The organism is Paraburkholderia sediminicola (genome assembly GCF_046027355.1).
Lineage (GTDB): Bacteria > Pseudomonadota > Gammaproteobacteria > Burkholderiales > Burkholderiaceae > Paraburkholderia > Paraburkholderia sediminicola_B.
Genome location: NZ_JAQQEK010000013.1, coordinates 98,628 through 122,454 on the forward strand (window position 1 = coordinate 98,628; position 23,827 = coordinate 122,454).

Sequence of the window (23,827 nt, forward strand, 5' to 3'; positions counted from 1 at the left end):
TCAGCCATAATGTGACCAATTTTCGGGATCCCAATGTTCGGTCGATTCATGCCCACCGAGGGCAAGTTCTTTGAAATTTTCAATGCGCACGCAACGTGCATCGTCTCGGCAAGCCGCGAACTCGAGCTGCTGATCGACAACCTGCAGGACGCCGAGACCCATAAGCAAAACGTGCAGAAAGCCGAGAAGGCCGCTGACAAGCTCACGCACGAAACCATCGACCTGCTGCACAAGACGTTCATCACGCCGCTCGACCGTGACGAGATTCACAAGCTGATCACCACGATGGACGACATCCTCGACCTGATGGAGGACGTCGCCACCGCCATTTCGCTGTACGACGTGCAAGCCGTGACCTCCGAGGCGAGCCAGTTGGCGCATATCTGCACGGCGACTTCCGAGCGCGTGCAGTTCGCCGTGAGCCTGCTATCCGACATGAAGCAGGCGAGCCAGATCCTGAAAGCCTGCGAGGACATCGACCGTCTGGAATCGGAAGCCGACCGCGTGCTGCGCTCGGCCATGTCGAAACTGTTCCGCGAAGAAGACAACGTCAAGACCTTGATCAAGCTGAAGGCAATCTATGAATTGCTCGAAACGATCACGGACAAGTGTGAGGATGTAGCGAACATCATCGAAGGCATCGTGCTGGAAAACGCATAATGCAATCGATACAACTCGCAATCTGGGTCGTCGCCGGCCTGGTCGCCGTCGCGCTGATTTTCGACTTCATGAACGGCTTCCACGACGCGGCGAATTCGATCGCCACCGTCGTCTCGACCGGCGTGCTGAAGCCGCAGCAGGCGGTGGCCTTCGCGGCGGCGTTTAACGTCATCGCGTATTTTGTGTTCCACCTGAAAGTGGCGGCGACCGTCGGCAAGGGCACGATCGACCCGAATATCGTCGACCATTACGTGATTTTCGGCGCGCTGGTCGGCGCGATCGGCTGGAACATCATCACCTGGCATTACGGCATTCCGTCGAGCTCCTCGCATGCGCTGATCGGCGGCCTGGTGGGCGCGGCGCTCGCCAAGTCGGGCTGGGGCTCGCTCAATTTCGACGGCCTGATGAAGACGGTGGCCTTCATCTTCATTTCGCCGCTGCTCGGCTTCGTGCTCGGCTCGTTCTTCATGCTGGCGGTGTCGTGGATCTACTTCCGCACGCCGCCGAGCAAGGTCGACCGGCGTTTCCGCCGGCTGCAACTGGTGTCGGCGGGCTTGTACAGCCTCGGCCACGGCGGCAACGACGCGCAGAAAACCATCGGCATTATCTGGATGCTGCTGATCGCGACCGGCTATGCGTCGTCGATCGCGGATGCGCCGCCGCTGTGGGTGATCGGCGGCTGTTATCTTTCGATGGGCGTGGGCACGCTGTTCGGCGGCTGGCGCATTGTCCGCACGATGGGCCAGAAGATCACCAAGCTCAAGCCGGTCGGCGGCTTCTGCGCGGAGTCGGGCGGCGCGATCACGCTGTTTACCGCCTCGTGGCTCGGCATTCCGGTGTCCACCACGCATACGATTACCGGCGCGATCGTCGGTGTCGGCGCGACGCAGAAGCTGAGCGCGGTGCGTTGGGGCGTGGCCGGCAACATCGTATGGGCGTGGATTCTGACAATCCCGGCTTCCGCCGCGCTCTCCGGGGCTGCATGGTGGCTCGGCCACCGCTTCCTGTAAGCGCGCGGCGGCGCCGGCTGCCGCGCAATCAATCTGTCTGGGTTCGAAGCGCGCCGTCTAGATCAGCGGCGCGCTGGCTCCATCCATCGGGACGATCGCGCCCGTCACATAGCTCGCGCGGCGGCTCGCCAGAAACAGCGCGACGTCGGCGATTTCCTCTGGTTTGGCAAAGCGTCCGAGCGGCACTTTGGCCTGCCCGCGCGCGAGCGCTTCCGCGCTCTCGATACCTTGCTGGGTCGCTTCCAGGCTGACCGCTTCCTCGACACGCTCGGTCAGCGTCGCGCCGGGATTGATCGCGTTGATGCGGATGCCGTAACGCGCGTAATAGTGAGCGAGACCGACGGTGGCGAGCATCAGCGCCGCGTTCGCGGCGCCGCCGGCAATATGGATATCGCTCGCGATCTTGCCGCCCATGCCGATGATGTTGACGATCGTGCCGGGCTCGCCGCCGTTGCCGGCCTTGGCGCGCTCGGCCATGCGGCGCAGCACTTCCTGCTGGGGATAGATGTAGGGGAAGTATTTCGCTTCCATGGTGGCACGGAACGCGTCGGCATCGAGCGTTTCCGGGTCGTAACGGCGCGCGGCGCCGGCGCTGTTGATCAGTATGTCGATCGGGCCGACCGCGGTGCTGACTTCCTCGACGATATCGGCGGCGCTGTGCGGTTCGTGCAGATCGGCGCGGGTCCGGTGCACGTGCAGGCCTTCCTGTTTCAACTGCTCGTAAGCGCGCGCGAGGTTGGCGGGATCGCGCGAGACGATCGCGACTTTCGCGCCCTCGAGCGCGAACGCGCGAGCGCAGGCGAACCCGATCCCCTTGCTGCCGCCTGTGATCAACACCACCTTGTCTTTGAGCCCGAGATCCATCGTCATCACCCGCTGTCAGAAGAATATCGATGACGATAGCAGATCGGCGCGGGCGGTGTGACGTGCGGGTTGGTGGTGAGGCGGAGGATGGTGAACGGCTGGGCCTTGTTGTCCGGTCCGCGTACGCTTGCGGCCGGCCTACGTCGCGAAGTTTCGACGCAGAGGCGGCTTGATCCGCGCCTGTTCGCGCCTGAGCCCGCGTCGTGCGTCAGAAGTTGCCGTTGGCGAAGCGGGCGATCGGGTCGTCGTTGGTCTGCGTGGGGGCAGGCATGCCGCGCGAGCCCGTCGAAGCTCGCATGATCTGCACGCTGCCATTGTCGTCGGCTTGCTGCGCCTGCCGAGCCTGGCGCGCGGCGACGGACGCGGGTGGCGGCGGCTCGAACGCGTCGGCGGCGGCATCGATTGGATCGGGCGCGCGGGCGGTCGCCGTTTGCGGAACGGTACGTGAAGCCGTCGGCTGTTGTTGAGCGGGCGCGCCGGCGTCATACGCGCTGGCTTGAGCCGCCTGAACCGGCGTCGGCGATACGGCGCCCGCGGCACGTGCCTGTATCTGCGCTGCGCTCATGCCGGGCGGTGGCGGTTCAAACGGATCGGCTTGGGGCGTGGCCGCGGTCGTGGTCGATTGCGCCTCGGTGGTCAACGGCTGGCGCGGCGTCGCCGCGACACGGGCTGTCTGCTGCGATGGCGATTGGGGTTGCAGCGCGCCTGCGGCATAAACCGGCGGCTGTGTGGCTGTCTTCGCCGACGTCGGCGCCACGGTCGCCGCCGCACCTGCATACGCCGCCGCCGCCGTCTGCGCCACCGGCGCGACGCGCTCAGGCTGCGGTGCCGCAGCCTGATAACTCGGCGTATCGAACGGCGCCGGTGTCGCGGCCGGCCCGGCCACGCGGCGAATCCCGTCGAAACGCTTGGCCCAATACGGATTGGTCAAATAGTCGAGCCGCACCGTCCCGCCGGTCGACGGCGCGTTGACGAAGCGCAGCTTACCTACATAAATGCCGACGTGCGAATGCGCGCGCCCCGTCGTATTGAAGAAAATCAGATCGCCCGGCGCGATCTCGTCCGGTTCAATCGATTCGCCACGCCCGCTCATGTCAGCCGTCGTGCGCGGCAGATTCACGGACGCCGCACGCAAGACGACATAACGAACCAATCCGCTGCAATCGAAGCCGCTATCTGGAGTATTGCCGCCCCAGCGGTATGGAATGCCGACGAGGCTCATCGCCTGAATCGAGATTTCCTCGCGGCCGATGCTGTGGTCGACGAAATTCGGAAAGCCGGGTGGCGGAGCATGATAAGCGCCGTTCGCCACCACGACCGAGCCGCCCGAGCGCGACGACGTCTTCTGCTGCGCGCCGGCGCAGGCGGCGAGCAGCAGAACGGTCAGCAGCGAAAAGGCAAGTCGGCGCATGAAGACGAGGAGAGCGGTAAACGCCCGTTTAACGGCGAACGATGTCGGGATGGTAGCCCTTGGCCCCTTCCTCCGGCAAGAATTCTTGACAAATTACTTGAAGTTCGTGCGCTAAGTGTTGCCCGGCGAGAACGTGCGGTCAAGAAAAAAGCCGCGCCCGGAGTGCTCCGGACGCGGCTTCGAATTAAATCTAACTGATTGAAAATTAAAGAATTTCCGACGCGTAATCGGCAAGGCGCGAACGCTCGCCGCGCGCCAGTGTCACATGCCCGCTGTGCGCCCAGCCCTTGAAACGATCGACCACGTACGTCAAACCCGAACTGCCTTCCGTCAGATAAGGCGTATCGATCTGCGCGATGTTGCCCAGACAGATGATCTTCGTACCCGGACCCGCGCGCGTGACCAGCGTCTTCATCTGCTTAGGCGTCAGGTTTTGCGCCTCGTCGATGATCAGATACTTGTCCACGAACGTGCGGCCACGCATGAAGTTCATGCTCTTGACCTTCAGGCGCGAACGGATCAACTCCTGAGTCGCGGCGCGGCCCCATTCGCCGGCTGCGTCGTCGGTCTTCTGCAGGACCTCGAGGTTGTCGTCGAATGCACCCATCCACGGCTGCATTTTTTCCTCTTCCGTACCCGGCAGGAAGCCGATGTCTTCACCGACCGGCACCGTCGCGCGCGTCACGATGATCTCGTTGTAGCGCTTGTCATCCAGCACCTGGGCGAGACCGGCGGCGAGCGCGACCAGCGTCTTGCCCGTACCGGCTTGACCCAGCAGCGTGACGAAGTCGATCTCCGGGTTCATCAACAGGTTCAGCGCGAAATTCTGCTCGCGGTTGCGCGCCGTGATGCCCCACACGTTGTTCTTGTGGTGGCCGTAGTCGCGCAAGGTTTGCAGCAGCGCCGTCTTGCCGTTCAGCTCGCGCACTAGCGCGTGAAACGTCGGCTCGCCGTTCTGCGGTTCCAGATAGACGAACTCGTTGACTAGCATCGAGGCGCACAGCGGACCCGTCACACGGTAATACGTCGTACCGGTCTTGGTGTCCTGCCAGCTCTCCATGCCCTTCGCGTGCTTGGTCCAGAAATCCTGCGGCAGCGCGCGGATGCCGGAATACAGCAGATCGCTGTCTTCGAGCACCTGGTCGTTGAAGTAGTCTTCTGCGGGCAGGCCGAGCGCATGCGCCTTGATGCGCATGTTGATGTCTTTCGACACCAGCACGACCTGGCGATCCATCCGGTCGCGCTGCAACGCGCGCACCACGCCGAGGATCTGGTTGTCAGCCTTGCCTTCCGGCAGACCTTCCACCGGCTCGATGGCGGTGAGCTTGGTCTGGAAGTACAGACGCCCGGACGCCTCGCGGCTGCCCAGACGCGCGAGCGAAATGCCGTCGGACATGTTGCCGGCGTTCGCCACCAGCGCGTCCAATGTGCGGCTCACCTGACGGGCATTGCGCGCGACTTCCGACATGCCCTTCTTGTGGTTGTCGAGTTCTTCCAACGTCATCATCGGCAGATAGACGTCGTGCTCCTCGAAACGGAACAGGCAGCTCGGATCGTGCATCAGCACGTTCGTGTCGAGCACGAAGAGCTTCTGGACTTCGGCCGGCTGGGTGCCGGTGCCGCGTTTCTTGCTGGTGCCGCGCGTGCTCGGCGCGACGGCTGCGGGTGTGCTGGCCTCGGCTTGCTTGGCGCTCGGCGTGCGGGCGACGACCGGCTGCGCAGCCGGCTCGGCTTGCGGACGGCTAGCGGGAACCGGTTGCAGGAGGGCGGCGGTCTGCTTCGATTTGCGTCCGGGCGCCGTTGCGCTGCGCGCCGGAGCAGCTTGCCCGGCGGACGCAGCAGGAGCCGCCGACGATGCCGGCACCGGCCGCAAGGTGGTCGCGGCATTGGCGGCGTGCGCCATCGGCGTGGCGACGTTCGCGCGGCCGTAGTCGGCCGACTCTGCGGATTCCCCAACGACCGCCTGTTTTTTTGAGGCGGAGCGCGCCGGGCTGGCGGCTTTGGCCTTGTATTCGTCAGGCGGCAGGAGATTGCCGAGCTTGCTGGGGGGGGTAGGCAAAGGCATGGTTTCCCTCGAATTAATCGGGTCACATATCGTGCGCCGCCTGTCGCATTCTGCCGGTGCCAGTGAGTGCGCACGCAGATTGCGCCCGGAGGCGCGCATTCGGTCTAGAGATGCCGGTTCGCCTGGTCTTCGATCGGCTCCTTAACGGAAACGCGCGGCCGAGTGAACGAACGGCTGCGCGCAATTAAAAAAGCCGCCGCCCCGGCGTACGGGGCAAGCGGCTCGCCTACAGTGCTCGCGTTGCACCTCGCGACTCCGACGGAACCCAGGAAACGGGAAGCGGCCGTCAAGTCTGGCGCAGCGGCAAAAATTTGGGGTGTACAGGCACTCATTGCAACCCAATATAACGCGCCTCAAAGCGCTTGTACAGCCTCCAGAATATCGTCGACGTGGCCCGGCACTTTCACGCCGCGCCACTCCTGGCGCAGCACGCCTTCAGCGTCGATGAGGAACGTGGAGCGTTCAATTCCCCGTACTTCTTTGCCATACATTTTCTTCATTTTGATGACGTTGAAGAGCGCGCACAGCGTTTCTTCAGGATCCGAGATCAGCGGGAAGGGCAATTCGAGCTTTGCCTTGAAGTTGTCATGCGAGCGCAGGCTATCGCGCGACACGCCGAGGATTTCCGCGCCGGCCTTCTTGAACTTCGGATACAGATCGCGAAACTGCAGACCTTCGGTCGTGCAGCCCGGCGTGTTGTCCTTTGGATAAAAATACAGCACCACCTTTTTGCCCCGCAGCTTGGACAGCGTGATCTCGCCACCGGTAGCGGGGGCGGTGAAGTCGGGGATGGGTTGGTCGACTGCAATGGGCACGAGGTTCTCCGGTTGTGATGGCCTGCGCCGGATACGTGCGGCGGCGTCGGCCTGGCATCGAGACTTGGGGGGTGGGGCGGCCGGCGCGCGGCATGCTCTCGCGCGGCGGACAGATCGTCAGGGCCGGCTGCACGTTGACCAGTCAGGGCTGGACAATCAACTCGCCGGAGCGTCCTGGAATTTCGCCCCACGTAACAGGGTACGATGGCAGCGTGCTGCGGTCTAGCGTCGCGTAATAATCGCCCATCGTCGCGAAGGTGTGGCCTTGCGCGCGCCAGCCTTCCAGAAGCTGCTCGAAGATCGGTGCGAGCTTTTGCCCTTCGAGTTCCGCATGCAGCGTGTACACCTGGTCGTGTGGATTGTTTTCGGTGTGCTTCAACATCCAGGCGGCGACGTTGTGCGGCTCGACACCGTCCACGCCGAGCACTTCGTCGAGCGTGGGCAGCGTGGTGGGCATCTGCACATGCGTGAGCGTGCGGCCGTCGACTACCGGCAGATACGGCGAGTGGCCGCGTCCGTCGGACGCGTAGTGCATGCCCCACGCGTCGATCTGCTCGAACGCATGGCCGTTCATCTGCCAGCCGGCCGCGCCGTGCGTGGACGGCGGCGCGCCGAACACTTCGACGAAACGGTCGTGGCTCTGCTGCATCTGCGCCGTGGTCCATGCGCGATCTTTCGAGCGCACGTTGTCCTGCCAATACACGTGGTCCCACGTATGAATGCCGCATTCGAAACCGGCTTCGTGGATCGCACGCATCTCCGACGAGGCCTTGGCGCCGATGTCCGGACCGGGCAGCAGCACGCCGTACATCAGCTGCTTGACGCCGTAGTGTTCGACCACCGAGGTACGCGACACCTTCTTCAGAAAGCCCGGGCGCAACACGCGGCGCATTGCCCAACCGGTGTGGTCGGGCCCGAGGCTGAACAGGAAGGTGGCGCGCGCCTTGAAGCGGTCGAAGATACGTGCGAGGTTCGGCACGCCTTCGCGAGTGCCGCGCAGCGTGTCGACGTCGATCTTCAGGACGATACGAGCCAAGGATCAGCCCTTATTGCTGTTCGACAAGCGCGCGCGCTTCGCCGACGTGGCCGCGATACGCTTCGAAAATCTTGCGCAGCGCTTCGTCGAAGGTCGACTTCGGCGCCCAGTCGAGTTCCTGCATCGTGTTGTCGATTTTCGGCACGCGGTTCTGCACGTCCTGGTAGCCCGCGCCGTAGTACGCGCCCGACGAGGTTTCGACCAGTTGCACCTGTTTGGCCGTTTCCGCGTATTCCGGGAATTCGGCGGCGAGCGTCAGCATCTTGTGCGCGAGTTCGCGCACCGAGAAATTGTTGGTCGGGTTGCCGATGTTGTAGATCTTGCCCGTGGCGATGCCGTCCTTGTTCTCGATGATCTTCATCAGCGCGCCGATGCCGTCGTCGATATCCGTGAACGCGCGCTTTTGCGCGCCGCCGTCCACGAGACTGATGTTCTCGCCGCGCACGATATGGCCGAGGAACTGCGTGACCACGCGCGAGCTGCCTTCCTTCGGCGTGTAGATCGAGTCGAGGCCCGGGCCGATCCAGTTGAACGGACGGAACAGCGTGAAGTTCAGGCCTTCCATGCCGTAACCCCAGATCACGCGGTCCATCAACTGCTTGGAGCATGCGTAGATCCAGCGCGGCTTGTTGATCGGGCCGTACGACAGTTGCGATTCTTCCGGATCGAACTGTTCGTCCGTGCACATGCCGTAGACCTCGGAGGTGGACGGAAACACGAGGTGCTTGCCGTACTTGACGGCCGAACGCACGATCGGCAGGTTCGCCTCGAAGTCCAGTTCGAACACGCGCAGCGGCTGCTTCACGTACGTGGCGGGCGTGGCGATCGCGACCAGCGGCAGGATCACATCGCACTTCTTGACGTGATATTCGACCCACTCCTTGTTGATCGTGATGTCGCCTTCGAAGAAGTGCATCCGTTCATGATTGATCAGATCGCCCAGACGCTCGGTCTGCATGTCCATGCCGAAGACTTCCCAATCGGTCGTTTCGAGAATGCGTTTGGACAGGTGATGGCCGATGAAGCCGTTCACACCCAGGATCAGGACTTTTTTCATGAGTAACGGGGAGTTTGGATGAGCTGGGCAAATTCGGCCGGAGTGACGACAGTCTCGCTGCCGTCGTGCTGGCGCCGCAATTCGTGGATGGCGATCGCGCGGCCGTCGCCGCATATCGCGAAAACGGCATTATCGCTTACGTGCAGGCCCGGGGGCAAATCCGAGCGAAGCGCGCCGGGCGCGGCGAGGCGCGCGCGCGTAACGACGAAACGCTGCGCACCGATATCCGTGAAAGCGCCCGGATAGGGTGGCGCGACCGCGCGGATCAGGTTGTAGACCTGTTGCGCCGATTGCGTCCAGTCGATGCGGCCGTCTTCCGGCTTGCGTCCGCCGTAGTAGCTGCCGTGCGCGATATCGTTCGGCAGATGCGGCGCCTCGCCCGCCAGCAGGGACGGCAGCACGCGCCACAGCGTCTGCTCGGCGGCCACGGTGACCTTGTCGAACACTTGCGCGGCGGTGTCGTCGGGCAGGATCGGCACCGGCGTTTGCGCGAGGATCGCGCCCGCGTCCGGCTTGGCGGCCATTTCGTGCAGCGTCGCGCCGGTTTCCGTTTCGCCGTGAATCACCGCCCAATTCGTCGGCACGCGGCCGCGGTACTTCGGCAGCAGCGAGCCGTGCATGTTGTAAGCGCCCCGTGCGGCGAGCGCCAGCACGTCGACCGGCAACATGTGGCGGTAATAGAACGAGAAGATGAAGTCCGGACGCGCGGCGCTCACCGCGGCGCGCAGTTCGGGGCTCTTCGGATCGGCGGGCGTGACGACCTTGATGCCGTGCTCGGCCGCGACCGAGGCGACGCTGCCGAACCAGATGTTTTCGGTCGGACTGTCTTCGTGCGTGACGACGAGCGCCACGTCCACGCCGCGCGCGAGCAGTACCTGCAGGCAGCGCACGCCGACGTTGTGATAGGCGAATACGACAGCGCGCGGCTTCATGGATTCGGGCCCTGGTCGAGTAGCGGCGCGGCCTGCACGGCCTGCACGACGGTCTGGCGCGGCGCTTCGGTCACGGTCGTGCCGTCGCGCTGTTCGAGAATGGTCTGCACGAGGTAGCGCGGACGCGCGCGCACCTGCTGATAGATCCGGCCGATATATTCGCCGAGCAGGCCGAGCGCGAAGATGATCACGCCGAGCAGGAAGAAGGTGATAGCGAACAGCGTGAACACACCTTGCACTTCCGCGCCGATGATGAAGCGCCGAATCAGCAGCAGCACGAACAGCGCCGCGGACCCGAGCGACAGGATCACGCCGATGAACGACAGCCATTGCAGCGGCACGACCGAGAAGCCGGTGACGAGGTCGAAGTTCAGGCGGATCAGCGAATACAGCGAGTACTTCGATTCGCCGGCAAAACGCTCTTCGTGCGCGACCTCGATTTCCACCGGATTCTGCGCGAAGGTGTAGGCGAGCGCCGGAATGAACGTGTTGATTTCGCCGCAGCGATTGATCGTGTCGATGATGTGCCGGCTGTACGCGCGCAGCATGCAGCCCTGGTCGGTCATCTTGATGCGGGTGATGCGCTCGCGCAGCCGGTTCATCGCGCGCGAGGCCTTGCGGCGCCACAGACTGTCCTGGCGTTGCAGGCGAATCGTGCCGACGTAGTCGTAGCCTTCGCGCATCTTGTTGACCAGCTTGCTGATTTCTTCCGGCGGATTCTGCAGATCGGCGTCGAGCGTGATGACGATCTCGCCGCGCGATTGCTCGAAGCCCGCCAGAATCGCCATGTGCTGGCCGTAGTTGCCGTTCAGCAGAATCACGCGCGTCGTGTCGGGACGCGCGCGGAACTGTTCGGCGAGCAGGGCGGCGGATTTGTCGCGGCTGCCGTCGTTGATGAAGATCACTTCATAACCGGTGCCGAGCGCGTCGAGCGCCGGATACAGGCGCGCGAACAGCGCAGCCAGACCGGCTTCCTCGTTGTACACCGGGACGATGACCGACACTTCCGGTGCGGCAGCGCGATGTTCCGAATAAATCATTTCCGCTTATTTTCCGTATTGTTCGCAAATTTCATTGACCGCGCGGCACACGCGCTCCACGTCGCCGTCGTTCATCAACGTGAAGAGCGGCAGCGTGACGTTGGTCGCGCCGAAGCGTTCCGCATGCGGGAACATGCCTTCCTTGAAGCCGCGCGCGCGATACAGCGAGAACAGGTGGATCGCCGGGTAGTGCACGCCCGACCCGATGCCACGCTCCTTCAACTGACCCATGAAGCCGGCGCGGTCGATCGACAGTTTCTCGAGCGGCAGCGTGATCTGGAACATGTGCCAGTTGCTGTTTTCAAGGTCAGCAAGTGGCAGGCCGACTCCCAGTTTCAACGCGGCGCCGCCTTCCAGACCCGCGAAATACGCGCGCACGAGTTTCCTGCGCTGCGCGAGGAAGCGCTCCAGATGCGGCAACTGACCGAGGCCGACGCGCGCGGCGACATCCGTCAGGTTGTATTTGCCGCCGAGCACGTCGCAGTCCATGCCGTCGAAGCCGGTGCGCGTGATGCCTTGCAGACGGTATTTTTGCGCGAGGATCGCTTCTTCTTCGTTGTTCAGCACCAGCGCGCCGCCTTCGATCGAGGTCAGGTTCTTGTTCGCATGGAAGCTGAACGAGACCATGTCGCCCAGCTTGCCGATGCGCTCGCCTTTCCACGTCGAGCCGAACGCCTGCGCGGCGTCTTCGATCACGCGCAGCTTGTGGGCGCGGGCGATCTCGTACAGACGGTCCATGTCGACCGGCAGGCCCGACAGATACACCGGAATCAGCGCCTTGGTGCGCGGCGTGATGGCTTTTTCGAGCAGGTCGAGGTTGATATTGCGGGTGGCCGGGTCGATATCGACGAACACCGGCGTCGCGCCGACTTCGTAGATCACGTTGCTGGTCGAAACCCACGAGGCCGGCGTCGTGATGACTTCGTCGCCTTCGCCCACGCCGGCGATGCGCAGGCCGATCTCCAGCGTCGCCGTGCCGGAATTGAACGTGCGCACCGGACGGCCGCCGCAGAACTCGGAGAGCGCGGCTTCGAACTTCTGGTTCTGCGGGCCGGTGGTGATCCAGCCGGAGCGCAACACGTCGGCGACGCCCTGAATCGTTTCCTCATCGATCTCGGGTTTGACAAAAGGCAAGAACGGGACTGTTGACTGGCTCATGAATGCTTCGCTCGATTGAAAAGGCGCAACCCGAAGGGCGCGAAGTAAACCACACATTGTGCGCAAATTGCGCGCGAATCCCAGGCCGCGGCAAAAAAGGGCGCAACCGCACAGCATACCGTGGTCAACCTTACGGATTCCTTAGCCGACAGGGTTGCCCGCTTACGGTATCTTTTGCCGTCTGCATCTTCCCAGTCGGCGCTGGCGATCACCCGTAATAAATGTGTCCGGCAGATCATTGCCCCGGACCGTGGCATCTAGCTGCGCGCCAGCACCAGCACGCCGATCAGGATGATGCCGATGCCGATCAGCTTCTGTACCGACAGCACTTCGCCGAACAGGTACCACGCCGCGAACGCATTGACGACGTAGCCGAGCGACAGCATCGGATAGGCGATCGACACATCCACCCGCGACAGCCCGACGATCCACACTGCCACGCTGATCACATAACAGGCCAGCCCACCGATGATCGGCGGCTGGGTTGCGATGCGAAAGGCGATGGGCAGGATGTTCGCACGGGTGAATTCGAAGTGTCCAACGGCATTCGTACCGGCTTTGAGCAGCAACTGCGCACCGGCGTTCAACGTGACGCCTGCAAGAATGCAAAAGAGGGAAATCGGGTTCATCGAACGGTCAGATCCTGATATGGGGTCATTGTTGTGCTTTTTCTACTGACGCCGGTGCAGGTGCGTCGGCTGCCGGCGTGCCGGGCGCGCTCAGCGGCTTTTCCACCACCACGCGGCGCGAGTCGCGGGCGATCACCTGCATCGGCAGGCCTTCCTTGACGAGCCGGTCGTAGGTCGGCGGCGGGATCAGCGCGAGCGCGTAGCGGTCGGCCTTCCAGCGTTCGATCCAGGCATCCACGGAGGGAATCCATTTCTGCGGCTCGACGGACACGCCGAACGCCAGTTCGTCGGGATGCTCGACCATGATCATGGCGTGGTCGACATAGAACGGCATCGTGTGGTCGAGTACGCCCACCGAGTAGAACGGCGTATCCGCCGGCAACTTCGCGATCTCCGCCTTGATGGCCGGCGCGAGCGGCGCGCCGGAACTCAGGCGGCCGAACACGTCGTGACCCGTGCCGGCGATGGTGCCGAGCAGCAGCCACGCCGCGCCGAAGGTGGCGACGGCGCCGAGGCTGCCGGCCCGGCTACGGCGGTTCAGCCACAGCGCGGCCAGCGTCAGCACGAAGGCGACGGCGAGCGCCGCCAGCACCCACGTGCGGTACTCGGCATACAGTTCGGCCGGATTGCGGGCGCTGCCGAAGCGCGCCATGAACAACGCGGCAAACGCGGCGACTACGAGAAAAAGTGCATAGCCGGCGAGATGGCGGCGCAGTTGTTCGCGCGTGACGAGCGGCAGGTACATACCGATCAGCAGCGCGATCGGCGGCGCGATCGGCAGCGTGTAGGACAGCAGCTTCGAATGCGACGCGCTGAAGAACAGGAAGATGAAGACGGTCCACGTCAGCATCAGCGTGACCGGTGCGAAGCCGTTCGGCTGGCGCGGCAGGCGCCACGCGTGGCGCACGCTTTGCAGTGTCACCGAGAGCCACGGCAGGAAGCCGACGATCAGCACCGGCACGAAGTAGTAGAACGGGCCCGGACGGTTCTGCTCAGGCGTCAGATAGCGCTTGAACTGCTGAACGATGAAGAAGAAGTTCAGGAATTCCGGGTTGCGCTGCTGCACCAGCACGAACCACGGCGTGACGATCGCGAAGAACACGATCAGGCCGCCGATCAGATGCAGGCGCTTCCACACGGCCCAGTCGCGCGCGATCACCGTGTACAGCACGAGCACCGCACCCGGCAGGATCATGCCGACGAGCCCCTTGGACAGCACCGCCAGCGCCATCGAGCCCCAGCACACCCACATCCAGCCGCGCACGCAGCCGGTCGGCAGGTTGGGGCGCTGCGCCAGCAGCAGCGCGCACAGCGTCAGCTCCATCCAGAACGACAGGCCCATGTCGAGCGTGTTGAAGTGGCCCATCAGGTTCCAGTACGGCGAGGTCGCCAGCACGATCGCCGCGAACACGCCGGTCGCCGCGTTGAACACGCGCGCGCCCGTGAAGCCGACCAGCAGCACGCCGGCAAAGCCTGTCAGCGCTGTGTAGAGCCGCGCCTGCCATTCGCCGATGCCGAACCATGCGAACGTGAGCGCGTTCGCCCAGGTTTGCAGCGGCGGCTTCTCGAAATACTTGTAGCCGTTGTAACGCGGCGTGATCCAGTCGCCGGTCGTGAACATCTCGCGCGCCATTTCGGCGTAGCGGCCTTCGTCGCTCGGCAGCAGGTGGCGCCAGCCGAGCGGCACGAACCAGATCACGGCAAGGGCCAGCACCAGCAGCAGAATCGTGGTGCGGTTGAGCGGTAGCCTGGACGGCGTATCGTTCATGGATTTCAACCTTTGTGGCGACGCCGCGCAGGCGGCGAAGCGGTGTTGTTCGGAAATGGCGACCGCTCAGGCGGGCGGCCGCCCGCGAGGCGGGACGGCCCTCCTCGGGGCGCGCGTGCATGAGACTGTCCGCGCGGCGTTCTGGTTGCGTTGCGACGCGCCGCTAGCCTCGACGGCGGCGGTTGCGTCACCTTCCGCCGACAGGTCGCTCTACCGGCGCGCGCGGTCATGCTCAGGCTGGCGGTCCGGCAATCAATGGCGCGCAGTGTACGTTATCGGCCGTGACGCGGCCAGGGCGCGCGCTTCAACGCGGTGGCGCGAACGCCCCGGATACGGTGCACGGCAGCCCGCGCGCGCATTGCAACCGACGCGCTCCAGGCCGGCATCGCGGCACGGTTCTAGGCTTCGATCAGCAGCGCGGCCGCGACCTTGCGGCCCTCGGCCATCAGAATGTTGTACGTGCGGCAGGCGGCCTTGAAGTCCATCGTTTCGACGCCGATGCGCTTCGCGGTGAGCGCCGCGGTCAGCCGCGGATGCGGAAAGCGCAGCCGTTCGCCGCTGCCGAATACGACCACTTCGGGCGCGGAGTCGACCAGCATGGCGAAGTGCTCGGCACTGAGCTGCTCGAAAGAGGAGACGGGCCAAGGGATGACCGGCGCGTCCGGCAGCACGAGAAGGCTGCCCGAATGGCGCACCAGATTGATTTCGACATAGTCGGCGCCGTAGCCGGTGACGGTGTTGAGGGCGCCGCTCGAATCCTGATGTAATTTCAAATTGGTTTTCCGAAGTCGTCGTGAGACATCATGCGTGTTGGCCGCCCGACCGGGTTGAGCCGCGGCCGGCGATTCGACGCGAGTGGGACACGCGCATGGGGCACAAGCGAGGCAGAAGCGGCCGAAAAGGCTTGCCGTTGCGGTTGGTGCATTGCGGAAGTCGGCCAAAATCCGCTAAATTATAACTTTTTAGCCGCCTTGCGGCGCCCCTCGCTCATGTGCCGCCACAAGCCGCGCTGAGTCCACGGGTGCGGCCCACCGGCTACCCGCCTTGGTTTTGCCCGCTTTCGGCCGCTTTTCGTCTGCTTTTGTCTGTGTGTGTTCTTCTCGCTGCCGTACCGGTGCAATCCGCCGCTGGCGCGCCTGATGAACCCTTCGAGTGCACGAGAAGATGCTCGCGAAGTGGCCTGCGCAGTGGCCGCAAGCATCGGCCCTGTGATTGGATCCGATCCGCGTCCGCCGGCCGTCGTTTGCTGTCGCCGGTGCGTGCCGCGCCCGAATTCCCCGTATCGGCGAACTTGCCCGGCCCGTTTTGTTGCGTTTCGTTGCGTTTTTGTTATTCGCCGCGCTTGTTCGCCCAAGCCATCAACCAGGATGAAGTGCCCGCCGTGAAACCGATCCTCAAATCCAACAAGTTGTTGAATGTCTGCTACGACATTCGCGGGCCCGTCCTCGAACACGCGAAGCGGCTCGAAGAAGAGGGCCATCGCATCATCAAGCTGAACATCGGCAATCTCGCGCCGTTCGGCTTCGACGCGCCGGACGAAATCATTCAGGACATGATCCTGAACCTGCCGGGTTCGTCGGGTTACTCCGATTCCAAAGGTGTGTTCGCCGCGCGCAAGGCGATCATGCATTACACGCAGCAAAAGGGCGTGCACGGCGTCGAACTGGACGACATCTACATCGGCAACGGCGCGTCCGAGCTGATCGTGATGGCGCTGCAGGGCCTTTTGAACGATGGCGACGAAGTGCTGCTGCCCGCGCCGGACTACCCGCTGTGGACCGCCGGCGTGAGCCTGTCGGGCGGCACGCCGGTGCACTACATCTGCGACGAATCGAATAGCTGGATGCCCGACCTCGACGACATTCGCGCGAAGATCACGCCGAACACGCGCGCGCTCGTGGTCATCAACCCGAACAACCCGACCGGCGCGCTGTATTCGGACGAACTGCTGCTCGGCCTGATCGAGATTGCCCGTCAGCACGGCCTGGTGATTTTCGCCGACGAGGTCTACGACAAGATCGTCTACGACGGCAAGAAGCACACGTCGATGGCGGCGCTCTCCGAAGACGTGCTCACGGTCACCTTCAACAGCCTGTCGAAGAGCTACCGTTCGTGCGGCTATCGCGCCGGCTGGATGTTCATTTCCGGCCTGACCGCCGGCGAGAACCGCCGTCACGCCAAAGACTACTTCGAAGGGCTCGGCATTCTGGCGTCCATGCGCCTGTGCCCGAACGTGCCCGGCCAGTACGCGATCCAGACCGCGCTCGGCGGCTATCAGAGCATTAACGACCTGATCGTGCCGACCGGGCGTCTGTACAAACAGCGCGAACTCGCGTATGACATGCTGACGGCCATCCCGGGCGTGAGTTGCGTGAAGCCCGAAGCGGCGCTGTACATGTTCCCGCGTCTGGATCCGAAGATCTATCCGATCCAGGACGATCAGCAGTTCATCCTCGACCTTCTGCTGGAAGAGCGCGTGCTGCTTGTGCAGGGCACCGGCTTCAACTGGCCGACGCCGGATCACTTCCGCGTCGTGTTCCTGCCGAACGTGGACGATCTCGCGGATTCGATCAACCGCATCGCGCGCTTCCTCGACGGTTACCGCAAGCGTCACACAGCCTAGCGCACAATAGAGCGTACGACGCGGCTCCCACCGCGTCGCGCCGTCCGCAAGGCGCCACCCGTTTCCTTTTAATCATCTACTCGAAAACACACGCTGCATGGAACCGATCAAAGTTGGACTGCTGGGCTTCGGCACGGTAGGCAGCGGCACCTTCACGGTACTGCGCCGCAATCAGGAAGAAATCAAACGCCGCGCGGGCCGCGGCATCGAGATTGCGCGCATCGCCGTGCGCAATCCCGCCAAGGCGACAGCGGCGCTCGGCAGTCAAGCCGGCACGGTGGCGCTGACCGATGACTTCAACGCGGTGGTCGACGATCCGTCGATCGATATCGTGGCCGAAATGATCGGCGGCACGGGCGTGGCGCGCGACCTCGTTCTACGCGCGATCAAGAACCGCAAGCACGTGGTCACGGCCAACAAGGCGCTGCTCGCGGTGCATGGCACGGAGATTTTCGAAGCGGCGCGCGCCAACGGCGTGATGGTGTCGTTCGAGGCGGCGGTGGCGGGCGGCATTCCGATCATCAAGGCGCTGCGCGAGGGTCTGACGGCCAATCGCATCCAGTACATTGCGGGCATCATCAACGGCACCACGAACTACATCCTCTCGGAGATGCGCGACCGCGGGCTCGACTTCGCGACCGCGCTGAAGGCCGCGCAGGAACTGGGTTACGCCGAAGCCGACCCGACCTTCGATATCGAAGGCGTGGACGCCGCGCACAAGGCGACCATCATGAGCGCGATCGCGTTCGGCGTGCCGGTGCAGTTCGACAAGGCCTACGTGGAAGGCATCAGCAAGTTGGCCGCGATCGACATCAAATATGCCGAGGAACTCGGCTACCGTATCAAGCTGCTCGGCATCGCGCGCCGCACCGACAAGGGCATCGAGTTGCGCGTGCATCCCACGCTGATTCCGGAAAAGCGCCTGCTCGCCAACGTGGAAGGCGCGATGAACGCGGTCGTGGTGCACGGCGACGCGGTCGGCACAACCTTGTACTACGGCAAGGGCGCGGGCGCCGAGCCCACCGCCTCCGCCGTGGTGGCCGATCTGGTCGACGTGACGCGTTTGCACACGGCCGACCCGGAGCATCGCGTGCCGCATCTGGCGTTCCAGCCGGACAGTCTGTCGAGCACCCCGATCCTGCCGATTGACGAAATCACGAGCGGCTACTATCTGCGTCTGCGAGTGGCGGACGTGACCGGCGTGCTGGCCGACATCACGCGCATTCTGGCCGACACCGGCATTTCGATCGACGCGCTGCTGCAGAAGGAATCGGAGCAGGTCGACGCGAACGGCAAGGGCGAAACCGACATCATCCTGATTACGCACGAAACGGTTGAAAAGAACGTCAACGCCGCGATCAAGACGATCGAAGCGTTGAAGACCGTTGTCTCGCAAGTCACGAAGCTGCGCATGGAAGCGCTGAACTAGGCCGAACTATGAACTACCTCTCCACGCGCGGCGCCGGAGCCGGCGAGCGCCATACCTTTTCCGACATCCTGCTGGGCGGTCTCGCCAAAGACGGCGGCCTCTACCTGCCCGCCGACTATCCGCGCGTCACGGCTGACGAACTGACGCGCTGGCGCACGCTGCCGTATGCGGACCTCGCCTTCGAGATTCTGTCCAAATTCAGCGACGACATTCCCGCCGAAGACCTGCGCGCCCTCACGCGCAAGACGTACACCGCGGCGACATACTGCAACGTGCGCGACGACGAAAGCGCCGCGCAGATCACGCCGTTGAAGACGCTCGGCGTCGAGAACGGCGCGCCGCTGTCGCTGCTGGAACTGTCGAACGGTCCGACGCTCGCGTTCAAGGACATGGCGATGCAGTTGATCGGCAACCTGTTCGAATACGCGCTCGCCAAAAACGGCGAAACGCTGAACATTCTCGGCGCGACCTCGGGCGACACCGGCAGCGCCGCGGAATATGCGATGCGTGGCAAGAAAGGCATCAGCGTGTTCATGCTGTCGCCGCACAAGAAGATGAGCGCGTTCCAGACCGCGCAGATGTACAGCCTGCAAGACCCGAACATCTTCAATATCGCCGTGGAAGGCGTGTTCGACGACGCGCAGGACATCGTCAAAGCCGTCTCGAACGATCACGCGTTCAAGGCGAAGTACAAGATCGGCACGGTCAACTCGATCAACTGGGCGCGCGTCGTGGCGCAGGTCGTGTACTACTTCAAGGGCTACTTCGCGGCCACCAGGTCGAACGACGAGCGCGTGTCGTTCACGGTGCCGTCGGGCAACTTCGGCAACGTGTGCGCGGGTCACATCGCGCGCATGATGGGTTTGCCGATCGAGAAGCTGGTCGTGGCGACGAACGAAAACGACGTGCTCGACGAATTCTTCCGCACCGGCATTTACCGCGTGCGCAAGGCGGCCGAGACGTATCACACCAGCAGCCCGAGCATGGACATTTCGAAGGCGTCGAATTTCGAGCGTTTCGTGTTCGATCTGCTCGGCCGCGATCCGGCGCGCGTGCTGCAACTGTTCCGCGACGTCGAAGAGAAGGGTGGCTTCGATCTCGCGGCGAGCGGCGATTTCGCGCGCGTGCAGGAGTTCGGTTTCGTGTCGGGCAGCAGCAGCCATGACAGCCGCGTGGATACGATCCGCGACGTGTTCGAGCGTTACGACACGATGATCGACACGCACACGGCCGACGGCCTGAAGGTGGCGCGCGAACATCTGCAGCCGGGCATTCCGATGATCGTGCTGGAGACGGCGCAACCGATCAAGTTCGGCGAGACGATCCGCGAAGCGCTGCTGCGCGAACCGGAGCGGCCGGCGGCGTTCTCGGGCCTCGAGTCGTTGCCGCAGCGTTTCGAAGTGCTGCCGGCGGATGCGCAGCGCGTGAAGGACTTCATCGTGGCGAACGCGGGCGCTTAAGTCGCCTGTCGCCGTGAAGCGTGAGCGGCTCGTCCAGAACTTACACAGCCTGTCCGAAGCGCTTCACGCGCTCCACGCAAAACGACGCTTGCCGCGAAACCTCGCGGCAAGCGCTCAAACTCCAAAAAATCCCCCCATAACGCCAAGCAGCCCAGGCTGTCTGCCGCGACCGCTACAATATTCTTTTAACCTGCGGCTTCGAGACCAGAGATGTCCACACCCACGCCCCGTGCGCCGATGCTCGCCACCGCCGAAGCCCTGGCGACCCTGCTCAGCGCAGCGAGCCCGATTGCCGGCACAGAGTCGATCCCCACGCTGGAAGCGCTGAACCGCGTGCTTGCGGCCGACGTCACGTCGCCGCTCGACGTCCCGCCGATGAACACCAGTTCAATGGACGGCTACGCGATCCGCACGGCGGATCTGACGGCGCAGGGCAGCAGCCGCTTGCCGGTTTCGCAGCGTATTCCCGCCGGTCACGCGCCGGAGCCGCTGAAGCCCGGCACGGCGGCGCGCATCTTCACCGGCGCCACGGTGCCGCCCGGCGCCGACGCGATCGTGATGCAGGAGCAAACCGAAGCCGCCGGCGCGGAAGTCACGATTCTGTACAGTCCGCAACCGGGCGAATGGATCACGGCGCAGGGCGCGGATATCCGCAGCGGCTCGGTCATTCTGCCAGCGGGCACGCGGCTCACGCCGCAGGCGCTGGGACTCGCTGCCTCGGTGGGTTGCGCCGAACTGGTGGTGCGGCGGCGCGTCAAGGTCGCCGTGTTTTTCACGGGCGACGAACTGACGATGCCCGGCGAGCCGCTGAAACCGGGCGCGATCTACAACTCGAACCGTTTCACACTGCGTGGCCTGCTGGAGAAGCTCGGCTGCGAAGTCACCGACTACGGCATCGTCGCGGACAAGCTCGACGCGACCCGCGCGACGCTGCGCGAAGCCGCCGAGGCGCATGACCTGATCTTGACCTGCGGCGGTGTGTCGGTGGGTGAGGAGGATCATGTGAAACCGGCTGTGGAGGCGGAAGGGCGGCTTGCGATGTGGCAGATCGCGATGAAGCCGGGTAAGCCGCTCGCGTTCGGCGCGGTGCGCCGTGCGGCGCAGCGTGGCGAGACCGCGACGGAGCCCTCGGCTGAAACCTTTTTTATCGGTTTGCCGGGCAATCCGGTGTCCAGCTTCGCCACTTTCCTTCTGTTTGTGCGCCCGTTCGTCCTAAGTCTGGCCGGCGTGCAGACGGTCGCGCCGCGCGCGCTGTCGCTGCGGGCGGACTTCACGCAGAGCAAGGCCGACCGCCGCAACGAATTCCTGCGCGCGCGGATCAACCCCGCCGGTGGCCTCGATCTGTTCCCGAATCAGAGTTCGGCCGTGCTGACGTCGACGGTCTGGGGCGACGGACTGATCGACAATCCGCCGAATCACGCGATCAGCGCCGGCGAGACCGTGCGCTTCATTCCTTTTTCCGAATTGCTGAACTGAGGCCGGCAAGCACCGGCGGCATCCCGATGAAGATTCAACTCCGATATTTTGCGAGCGTGCGTGAAGCGCTCGACCTGGCCGACGAAACCGTCGATCTGCCCGCCGGCATTGCGACCGTCGGCGACGTGCGCGCGTGGCTGCGCGTGCGCGGCGGCATCTGGGCCGACACGCTGGCCGAAGGCCGTGCGCTGCGCATGGCCTGCAATCACGTGATGACCGGCGCCGGCACTCGCGTCACCGAAGGCTGCGAAGTCGCGTTTTTTCCGCCCGTCACCGGCGGCTGAGCCACGACGCCGCCAGTCCACCTAACCGCATAGGAGCCCTAGATGCCCGTTCGCGTCCAGACGGAAGACTTCGACCTCACCGCCGAGGTCGCTGCATTGCGCGCGCGCAATCCGAAGATCGGCGCGGTGGCGTGCTTCGTCGGCACCGTGCGCGATCTGAACGACGGCGGCACGGTCGAGACGATGGAGCTCGAACACTATCCCGGCATGACGGAGAAGTCGCTGGAGGCGATCATCGTGAGCGCGCGGGAGCGCTGGCCGGGCATCGAGGTGTCGATCGTGCACCGGGTCGGCAAGCTCTATCCGCTCGATCAGATCGTGCTGGTGGCGACCACGGCCATGCATCGCGGGGAAGCGTTCGCGTCGTGCGAATTTGTGATGGATTATCTGAAGACCCAGGCGCCGTTCTGGAAGAAAGAGAAGACCGAGGCCGGCGAGCATTGGGTCGATGCCCGCGTCACCGACGACGCTGCGCTCGCCCGTTGGGGCATTGAATCGGGCAATCGGACGGGGGAGTAGGCGCGGTGGGTTTGGGTTTGCAGGATTCTGCGGGCCAGGCAAGCATCTTCACGCCACTCACGCCGTTCTGAAGCGCTCTCAAAACTTGGCGCCGCTCTCAGGTGGTGCTTTCCTCCGGGCCGCCGTACCGGTCTAAAACTGCGCTGAAGCCTGAACCCAAGTCATTCGTCCCGCGCCCGACCAATGATTCGCGCCGGAAACGGCTCGCCAGGCGGACGCGCCGCGTGAGCGGCATCCTCACCGTCACGCGGACGCCGTTTCGGCGCAACGCGGTCCAGCAGCGCCTGCTGTTCCTCCGGAATCTTGTAGTCCCAGCCGAAACGGCTCAACTGCAGACTCTGCGCGATTCGCAGCGCCGGTTCCATGAAGCGCACCGCCGCAGCCGGCTGATAACGCGATTCAACCGTATCCAGAAACAGATACAGCCAGCGGCTGAAGTGCTGCGGCTCGATTCCCTCGAGCGGCTGATGTGCCTGCTGCACGTTGCCGCGGTATTGCTTCGCGCCCAGCACGAGGCTGCCCCAGAACGTGCACATCTTGGGCAGATGATCGTCCCAGCGGCCCGCCAGCGTCGCATCGAAGACAGGGCCGAGCAGGGTATCGGCACGCACGCGGTCGTAGAAGCCGTAGACGAGATCGCGGATATTCGCCTCGGTGGGTTCGGCGGCGCGCTCGACCACCGGCGCGGCAGGGAAGGACGGGTTCATGCGAATTCCAAAAAAATGCGGCTATTCATCGCGCATCGCCACATGGCGCCACGGAGCGTCAGGAATGGCCTCAAATTGATGCCGAACGGAAGGAAGTAGGATGCGAACACCCCGCTTTTCGTAAGAATGCCCCAAGCGGGAAACGTTACCATTACTGCCGAATGACCCACCCCGCCTCTCTGCGCAGAACTGGAAATATGCGTAGCGCCTGCATCTTAGGGCGAAGCGACGGCCCACGGCAACCCTTGCATCGACGCGGTTATCTCCCGGATCGCGGCTTGCGCTCATTGCGATACCTGCACTCATGAGACTGACCGACTATACGGATTACTCACTACGCGTCCTGCTCTACCTCGCCGTTCGTGGCGAAGGATTGTCGACGATCCAGGACATTTCGGACGCTTACGGCATTTCCAAGAACCACTTGATGAAAGTCGTGCAGCAACTCGGCGAACTCGGCTGGGTCGAGACGGTGCGCGGCCGCAACGGCGGCCTGCGGCTCGCCGAACAGACGAATGCGCTGACGGTCGGCGAAATCGTGCGCGCGACGGAAAGCGACTTTGCGCTGGTCGGTTGTTTTCCGGACCAGCATGGCGAGCGCCGTAGTTGCGTGATTACAGCGCAGTGCCGTCTGCGAAACACGCTCGAGGCGGCGCGCAATGCCTTCCTCGCCGAGCTCGACCGCCATACCATTGGCGAGGTGGCGCAGCCGCACGGCCCGCTGGCCGCACTGCTCGGCTTGAGCAGCGTGATCCCGATCACGCCGGTCGCGCCGGCCGGCGGCGACTCCGCATCGCTGGCCTGATTGCGCCAGGCATTTCTCTCGCGTCAAATGTTAAATAGTTGTCGCTTGCGGCAAAAAATCGCTTGAAACCTGGATAAAA

General features: G+C 63.9%; 22 protein-coding genes. 9 read left to right on the forward strand and 13 right to left on the reverse strand.

The window, feature by feature from the left end; all coding sequences use genetic code 11:
* The first annotated feature begins 33 nt into the window (after positions 1-33).
* Positions 34-660: a DUF47 domain-containing protein gene (locus PQR42_RS22700; RefSeq protein ID WP_012432805.1), complete on the forward strand. Its 627-nt coding sequence runs from the start codon at positions 34-36 to the stop codon at positions 658-660.
* Positions 660-1,670 (forward strand): inorganic phosphate transporter, encoded by a 1,011-nt coding sequence (locus PQR42_RS22705; protein ID WP_408206214.1) that lies wholly within the window; start codon positions 660-662, stop codon positions 1,668-1,670. Before PQR42_RS22700 ends, PQR42_RS22705 begins: the two co-directional genes overlap by 1 nt.
* 57 nt (positions 1,671-1,727) lie before the next feature.
* Here PQR42_RS22705 and PQR42_RS22710 read toward each other — a convergent pair whose 3' ends face one another.
* The 12 genes from PQR42_RS22710 to PQR42_RS22765 all read right to left on the reverse strand — a co-directional run bounded on the left by PQR42_RS22710 (position 1,728) and on the right by PQR42_RS22765 (position 15,218).
* Positions 1,728-2,534, reverse strand: a complete 807-nt coding sequence (locus PQR42_RS22710; RefSeq protein ID WP_408206216.1) for an SDR family oxidoreductase — start codon at positions 2,532-2,534, stop codon at positions 1,728-1,730.
* Positions 2,535-2,742: 208 nt separating this feature from the next.
* Positions 2,743-3,945: an NlpC/P60 family protein gene (locus PQR42_RS22715; protein ID WP_408387496.1), complete on the reverse strand. Its 1,203-nt coding sequence runs from the start codon at positions 3,943-3,945 to the stop codon at positions 2,743-2,745.
* 205 nt (positions 3,946-4,150) lie between these two features.
* Entirely contained in the window at positions 4,151-6,010 is a 1,860-nt protein-coding gene (locus tag PQR42_RS22720; protein WP_408206220.1) for a PhoH family protein, read from the reverse strand.
* Positions 6,011-6,363: 353 nt separating this feature from the next.
* Positions 6,364-6,825, reverse strand: a complete 462-nt coding sequence (locus PQR42_RS22725) for a peroxiredoxin (protein WP_073426815.1) — start codon at positions 6,823-6,825, stop codon at positions 6,364-6,366.
* A 142-nt stretch (positions 6,826-6,967) separates the two neighbouring features.
* Complete coding sequence (locus tag PQR42_RS22730; RefSeq protein WP_408206223.1) at positions 6,968-7,861, reverse strand: polysaccharide deacetylase family protein; 894 nt, start codon at positions 7,859-7,861, stop codon at positions 6,968-6,970.
* 10 nt (positions 7,862-7,871) lie between these two features.
* Positions 7,872-8,918: a bifunctional UDP-4-keto-pentose/UDP-xylose synthase gene (locus PQR42_RS22735; RefSeq protein ID WP_408206225.1), complete on the reverse strand. Its 1,047-nt coding sequence runs from the start codon at positions 8,916-8,918 to the stop codon at positions 7,872-7,874.
* Positions 8,915-9,850, reverse strand: coding sequence for a formyltransferase (locus PQR42_RS22740; protein WP_408206227.1), 936 nt, complete (start codon positions 9,848-9,850; stop codon positions 8,915-8,917). Before PQR42_RS22740 ends, PQR42_RS22735 begins: the two co-directional genes overlap by 4 nt.
* Entirely contained in the window at positions 9,847-10,890 is a 1,044-nt protein-coding gene (locus tag PQR42_RS22745; RefSeq protein WP_408206229.1) for a glycosyltransferase, read from the reverse strand. Before PQR42_RS22745 ends, PQR42_RS22740 begins: the two co-directional genes overlap by 4 nt.
* Before the next feature lie 6 nt (positions 10,891-10,896).
* Positions 10,897-12,048 carry a DegT/DnrJ/EryC1/StrS family aminotransferase gene (locus PQR42_RS22750; protein ID WP_408206231.1) on the reverse strand — a complete coding sequence of 384 codons (1,152 nt, stop codon included), beginning with the start codon at positions 12,046-12,048 and terminating at the stop codon, positions 10,897-10,899.
* A 257-nt stretch (positions 12,049-12,305) separates the two neighbouring features.
* A complete protein-coding gene (locus PQR42_RS22755) occupies positions 12,306-12,677 on the reverse strand; it encodes an SMR family transporter (RefSeq protein WP_091794552.1) in 372 nt (123 codons plus the stop codon).
* A gap of 25 nt (positions 12,678-12,702) precedes the next feature.
* Positions 12,703-14,445: a glycosyltransferase family 39 protein gene (locus PQR42_RS22760; RefSeq protein WP_408387495.1), complete on the reverse strand. Its 1,743-nt coding sequence runs from the start codon at positions 14,443-14,445 to the stop codon at positions 12,703-12,705.
* Between the two features lie 398 nt (positions 14,446-14,843).
* The gene (locus PQR42_RS22765; protein WP_095419547.1) at positions 14,844-15,218 is read right to left on the reverse strand and encodes an Mth938-like domain-containing protein; all 375 of its coding nucleotides are present in this window, start codon (positions 15,216-15,218) and stop codon (positions 14,844-14,846) included.
* Positions 15,219-15,817: 599 nt separating this feature from the next.
* Between PQR42_RS22765 and PQR42_RS22770 the strand changes: the two genes are divergently transcribed.
* From PQR42_RS22770 to PQR42_RS22795, 6 genes are all read left to right on the forward strand, one after another.
* Positions 15,818-17,068 (forward strand): pyridoxal phosphate-dependent aminotransferase, encoded by a 1,251-nt coding sequence (locus PQR42_RS22770; protein ID WP_408206235.1) that lies wholly within the window; start codon positions 15,818-15,820, stop codon positions 17,066-17,068.
* Positions 17,069-17,165: 97 nt separating this feature from the next.
* Entirely contained in the window at positions 17,166-18,497 is a 1,332-nt protein-coding gene (locus PQR42_RS22775; RefSeq protein ID WP_408206237.1) for a homoserine dehydrogenase, read from the forward strand.
* Between the two features lie 8 nt (positions 18,498-18,505).
* The gene (thrC, locus tag PQR42_RS22780; RefSeq protein WP_408206239.1) at positions 18,506-19,957 is read left to right on the forward strand and encodes a threonine synthase; all 1,452 of its coding nucleotides are present in this window, start codon (positions 18,506-18,508) and stop codon (positions 19,955-19,957) included.
* Between the two features lie 237 nt (positions 19,958-20,194).
* Positions 20,195-21,433 (forward strand): molybdopterin molybdotransferase MoeA, encoded by a 1,239-nt coding sequence (locus PQR42_RS22785; protein ID WP_408387525.1) that lies wholly within the window; start codon positions 20,195-20,197, stop codon positions 21,431-21,433.
* A gap of 26 nt (positions 21,434-21,459) precedes the next feature.
* Entirely contained in the window at positions 21,460-21,717 is a 258-nt protein-coding gene (gene moaD, locus PQR42_RS22790; RefSeq protein ID WP_408387494.1) for a molybdopterin converting factor subunit 1, read from the forward strand.
* A gap of 42 nt (positions 21,718-21,759) precedes the next feature.
* Complete coding sequence (locus tag PQR42_RS22795) at positions 21,760-22,236, forward strand: molybdenum cofactor biosynthesis protein MoaE (RefSeq protein WP_408387493.1); 477 nt, start codon at positions 21,760-21,762, stop codon at positions 22,234-22,236.
* A gap of 161 nt (positions 22,237-22,397) precedes the next feature.
* On the opposite strand, the gene PQR42_RS22800 is transcribed toward PQR42_RS22795, so the two are convergent.
* On the reverse strand, positions 22,398-22,943 hold the full coding sequence (locus tag PQR42_RS22800; protein WP_408206245.1) for a group III truncated hemoglobin: 546 nt from the start codon (positions 22,941-22,943) through the stop codon (positions 22,398-22,400).
* 304 nt (positions 22,944-23,247) lie between these two features.
* Between PQR42_RS22800 and PQR42_RS22805 the strand changes: the two genes are divergently transcribed.
* Positions 23,248-23,748, forward strand: a complete 501-nt coding sequence (locus PQR42_RS22805) for an Rrf2 family transcriptional regulator (RefSeq protein ID WP_408206247.1) — start codon at positions 23,248-23,250, stop codon at positions 23,746-23,748.
* Positions 23,749-23,827 lie beyond the last annotated feature (79 nt).

Coding starts and splice junctions, on each gene's coding strand:
- PQR42_RS22700 (WP_012432805.1), top strand. CDS start 34: ATGTTCGGTCGATTCATGCCCACCGAGGGCAAGTTCTTTGAAATTTTC.
- PQR42_RS22705 (WP_408206214.1), top strand. CDS start 660: ATGCAATCGATACAACTCGCAATCTGGGTCGTCGCCGGCCTGGTCGCC.
- PQR42_RS22710 (WP_408206216.1), bottom strand. CDS start 2,534: ATGGATCTCGGGCTCAAAGACAAGGTGGTGTTGATCACAGGCGGCAGC.
- PQR42_RS22715 (WP_408387496.1), bottom strand. CDS start 3,945: ATGCGCCGACTTGCCTTTTCGCTGCTGACCGTTCTGCTGCTCGCCGCC.
- PQR42_RS22720 (WP_408206220.1), bottom strand. CDS start 6,010: ATGCCTTTGCCTACCCCCCCCAGCAAGCTCGGCAATCTCCTGCCGCCT.
- PQR42_RS22735 (WP_408206225.1), bottom strand. CDS start 8,918: ATGAAAAAAGTCCTGATCCTGGGTGTGAACGGCTTCATCGGCCATCAC.
- PQR42_RS22740 (WP_408206227.1), bottom strand. CDS start 9,850: ATGAAGCCGCGCGCTGTCGTATTCGCCTATCACAACGTCGGCGTGCGC.
- PQR42_RS22745 (WP_408206229.1), bottom strand. CDS start 10,890: ATGATTTATTCGGAACATCGCGCTGCCGCACCGGAAGTGTCGGTCATC.
- PQR42_RS22750 (WP_408206231.1), bottom strand. CDS start 12,048: ATGAGCCAGTCAACAGTCCCGTTCTTGCCTTTTGTCAAACCCGAGATC.
- PQR42_RS22755 (WP_091794552.1), bottom strand. CDS start 12,677: ATGAACCCGATTTCCCTCTTTTGCATTCTTGCAGGCGTCACGTTGAAC.
- PQR42_RS22760 (WP_408387495.1), bottom strand. CDS start 14,445: ATGAACGATACGCCGTCCAGGCTACCGCTCAACCGCACCACGATTCTG.
- PQR42_RS22775 (WP_408206237.1), top strand. CDS start 17,166: ATGGAACCGATCAAAGTTGGACTGCTGGGCTTCGGCACGGTAGGCAGC.
- thrC (WP_408206239.1), top strand. CDS start 18,506: ATGAACTACCTCTCCACGCGCGGCGCCGGAGCCGGCGAGCGCCATACC.
- PQR42_RS22785 (WP_408387525.1), top strand. CDS start 20,195: ATGCTCGCCACCGCCGAAGCCCTGGCGACCCTGCTCAGCGCAGCGAGC.
- moaD (WP_408387494.1), top strand. CDS start 21,460: ATGAAGATTCAACTCCGATATTTTGCGAGCGTGCGTGAAGCGCTCGAC.
- PQR42_RS22795 (WP_408387493.1), top strand. CDS start 21,760: ATGCCCGTTCGCGTCCAGACGGAAGACTTCGACCTCACCGCCGAGGTC.
- PQR42_RS22800 (WP_408206245.1), bottom strand. CDS start 22,943: ATGAACCCGTCCTTCCCTGCCGCGCCGGTGGTCGAGCGCGCCGCCGAA.
- PQR42_RS22805 (WP_408206247.1), top strand. CDS start 23,248: ATGAGACTGACCGACTATACGGATTACTCACTACGCGTCCTGCTCTAC.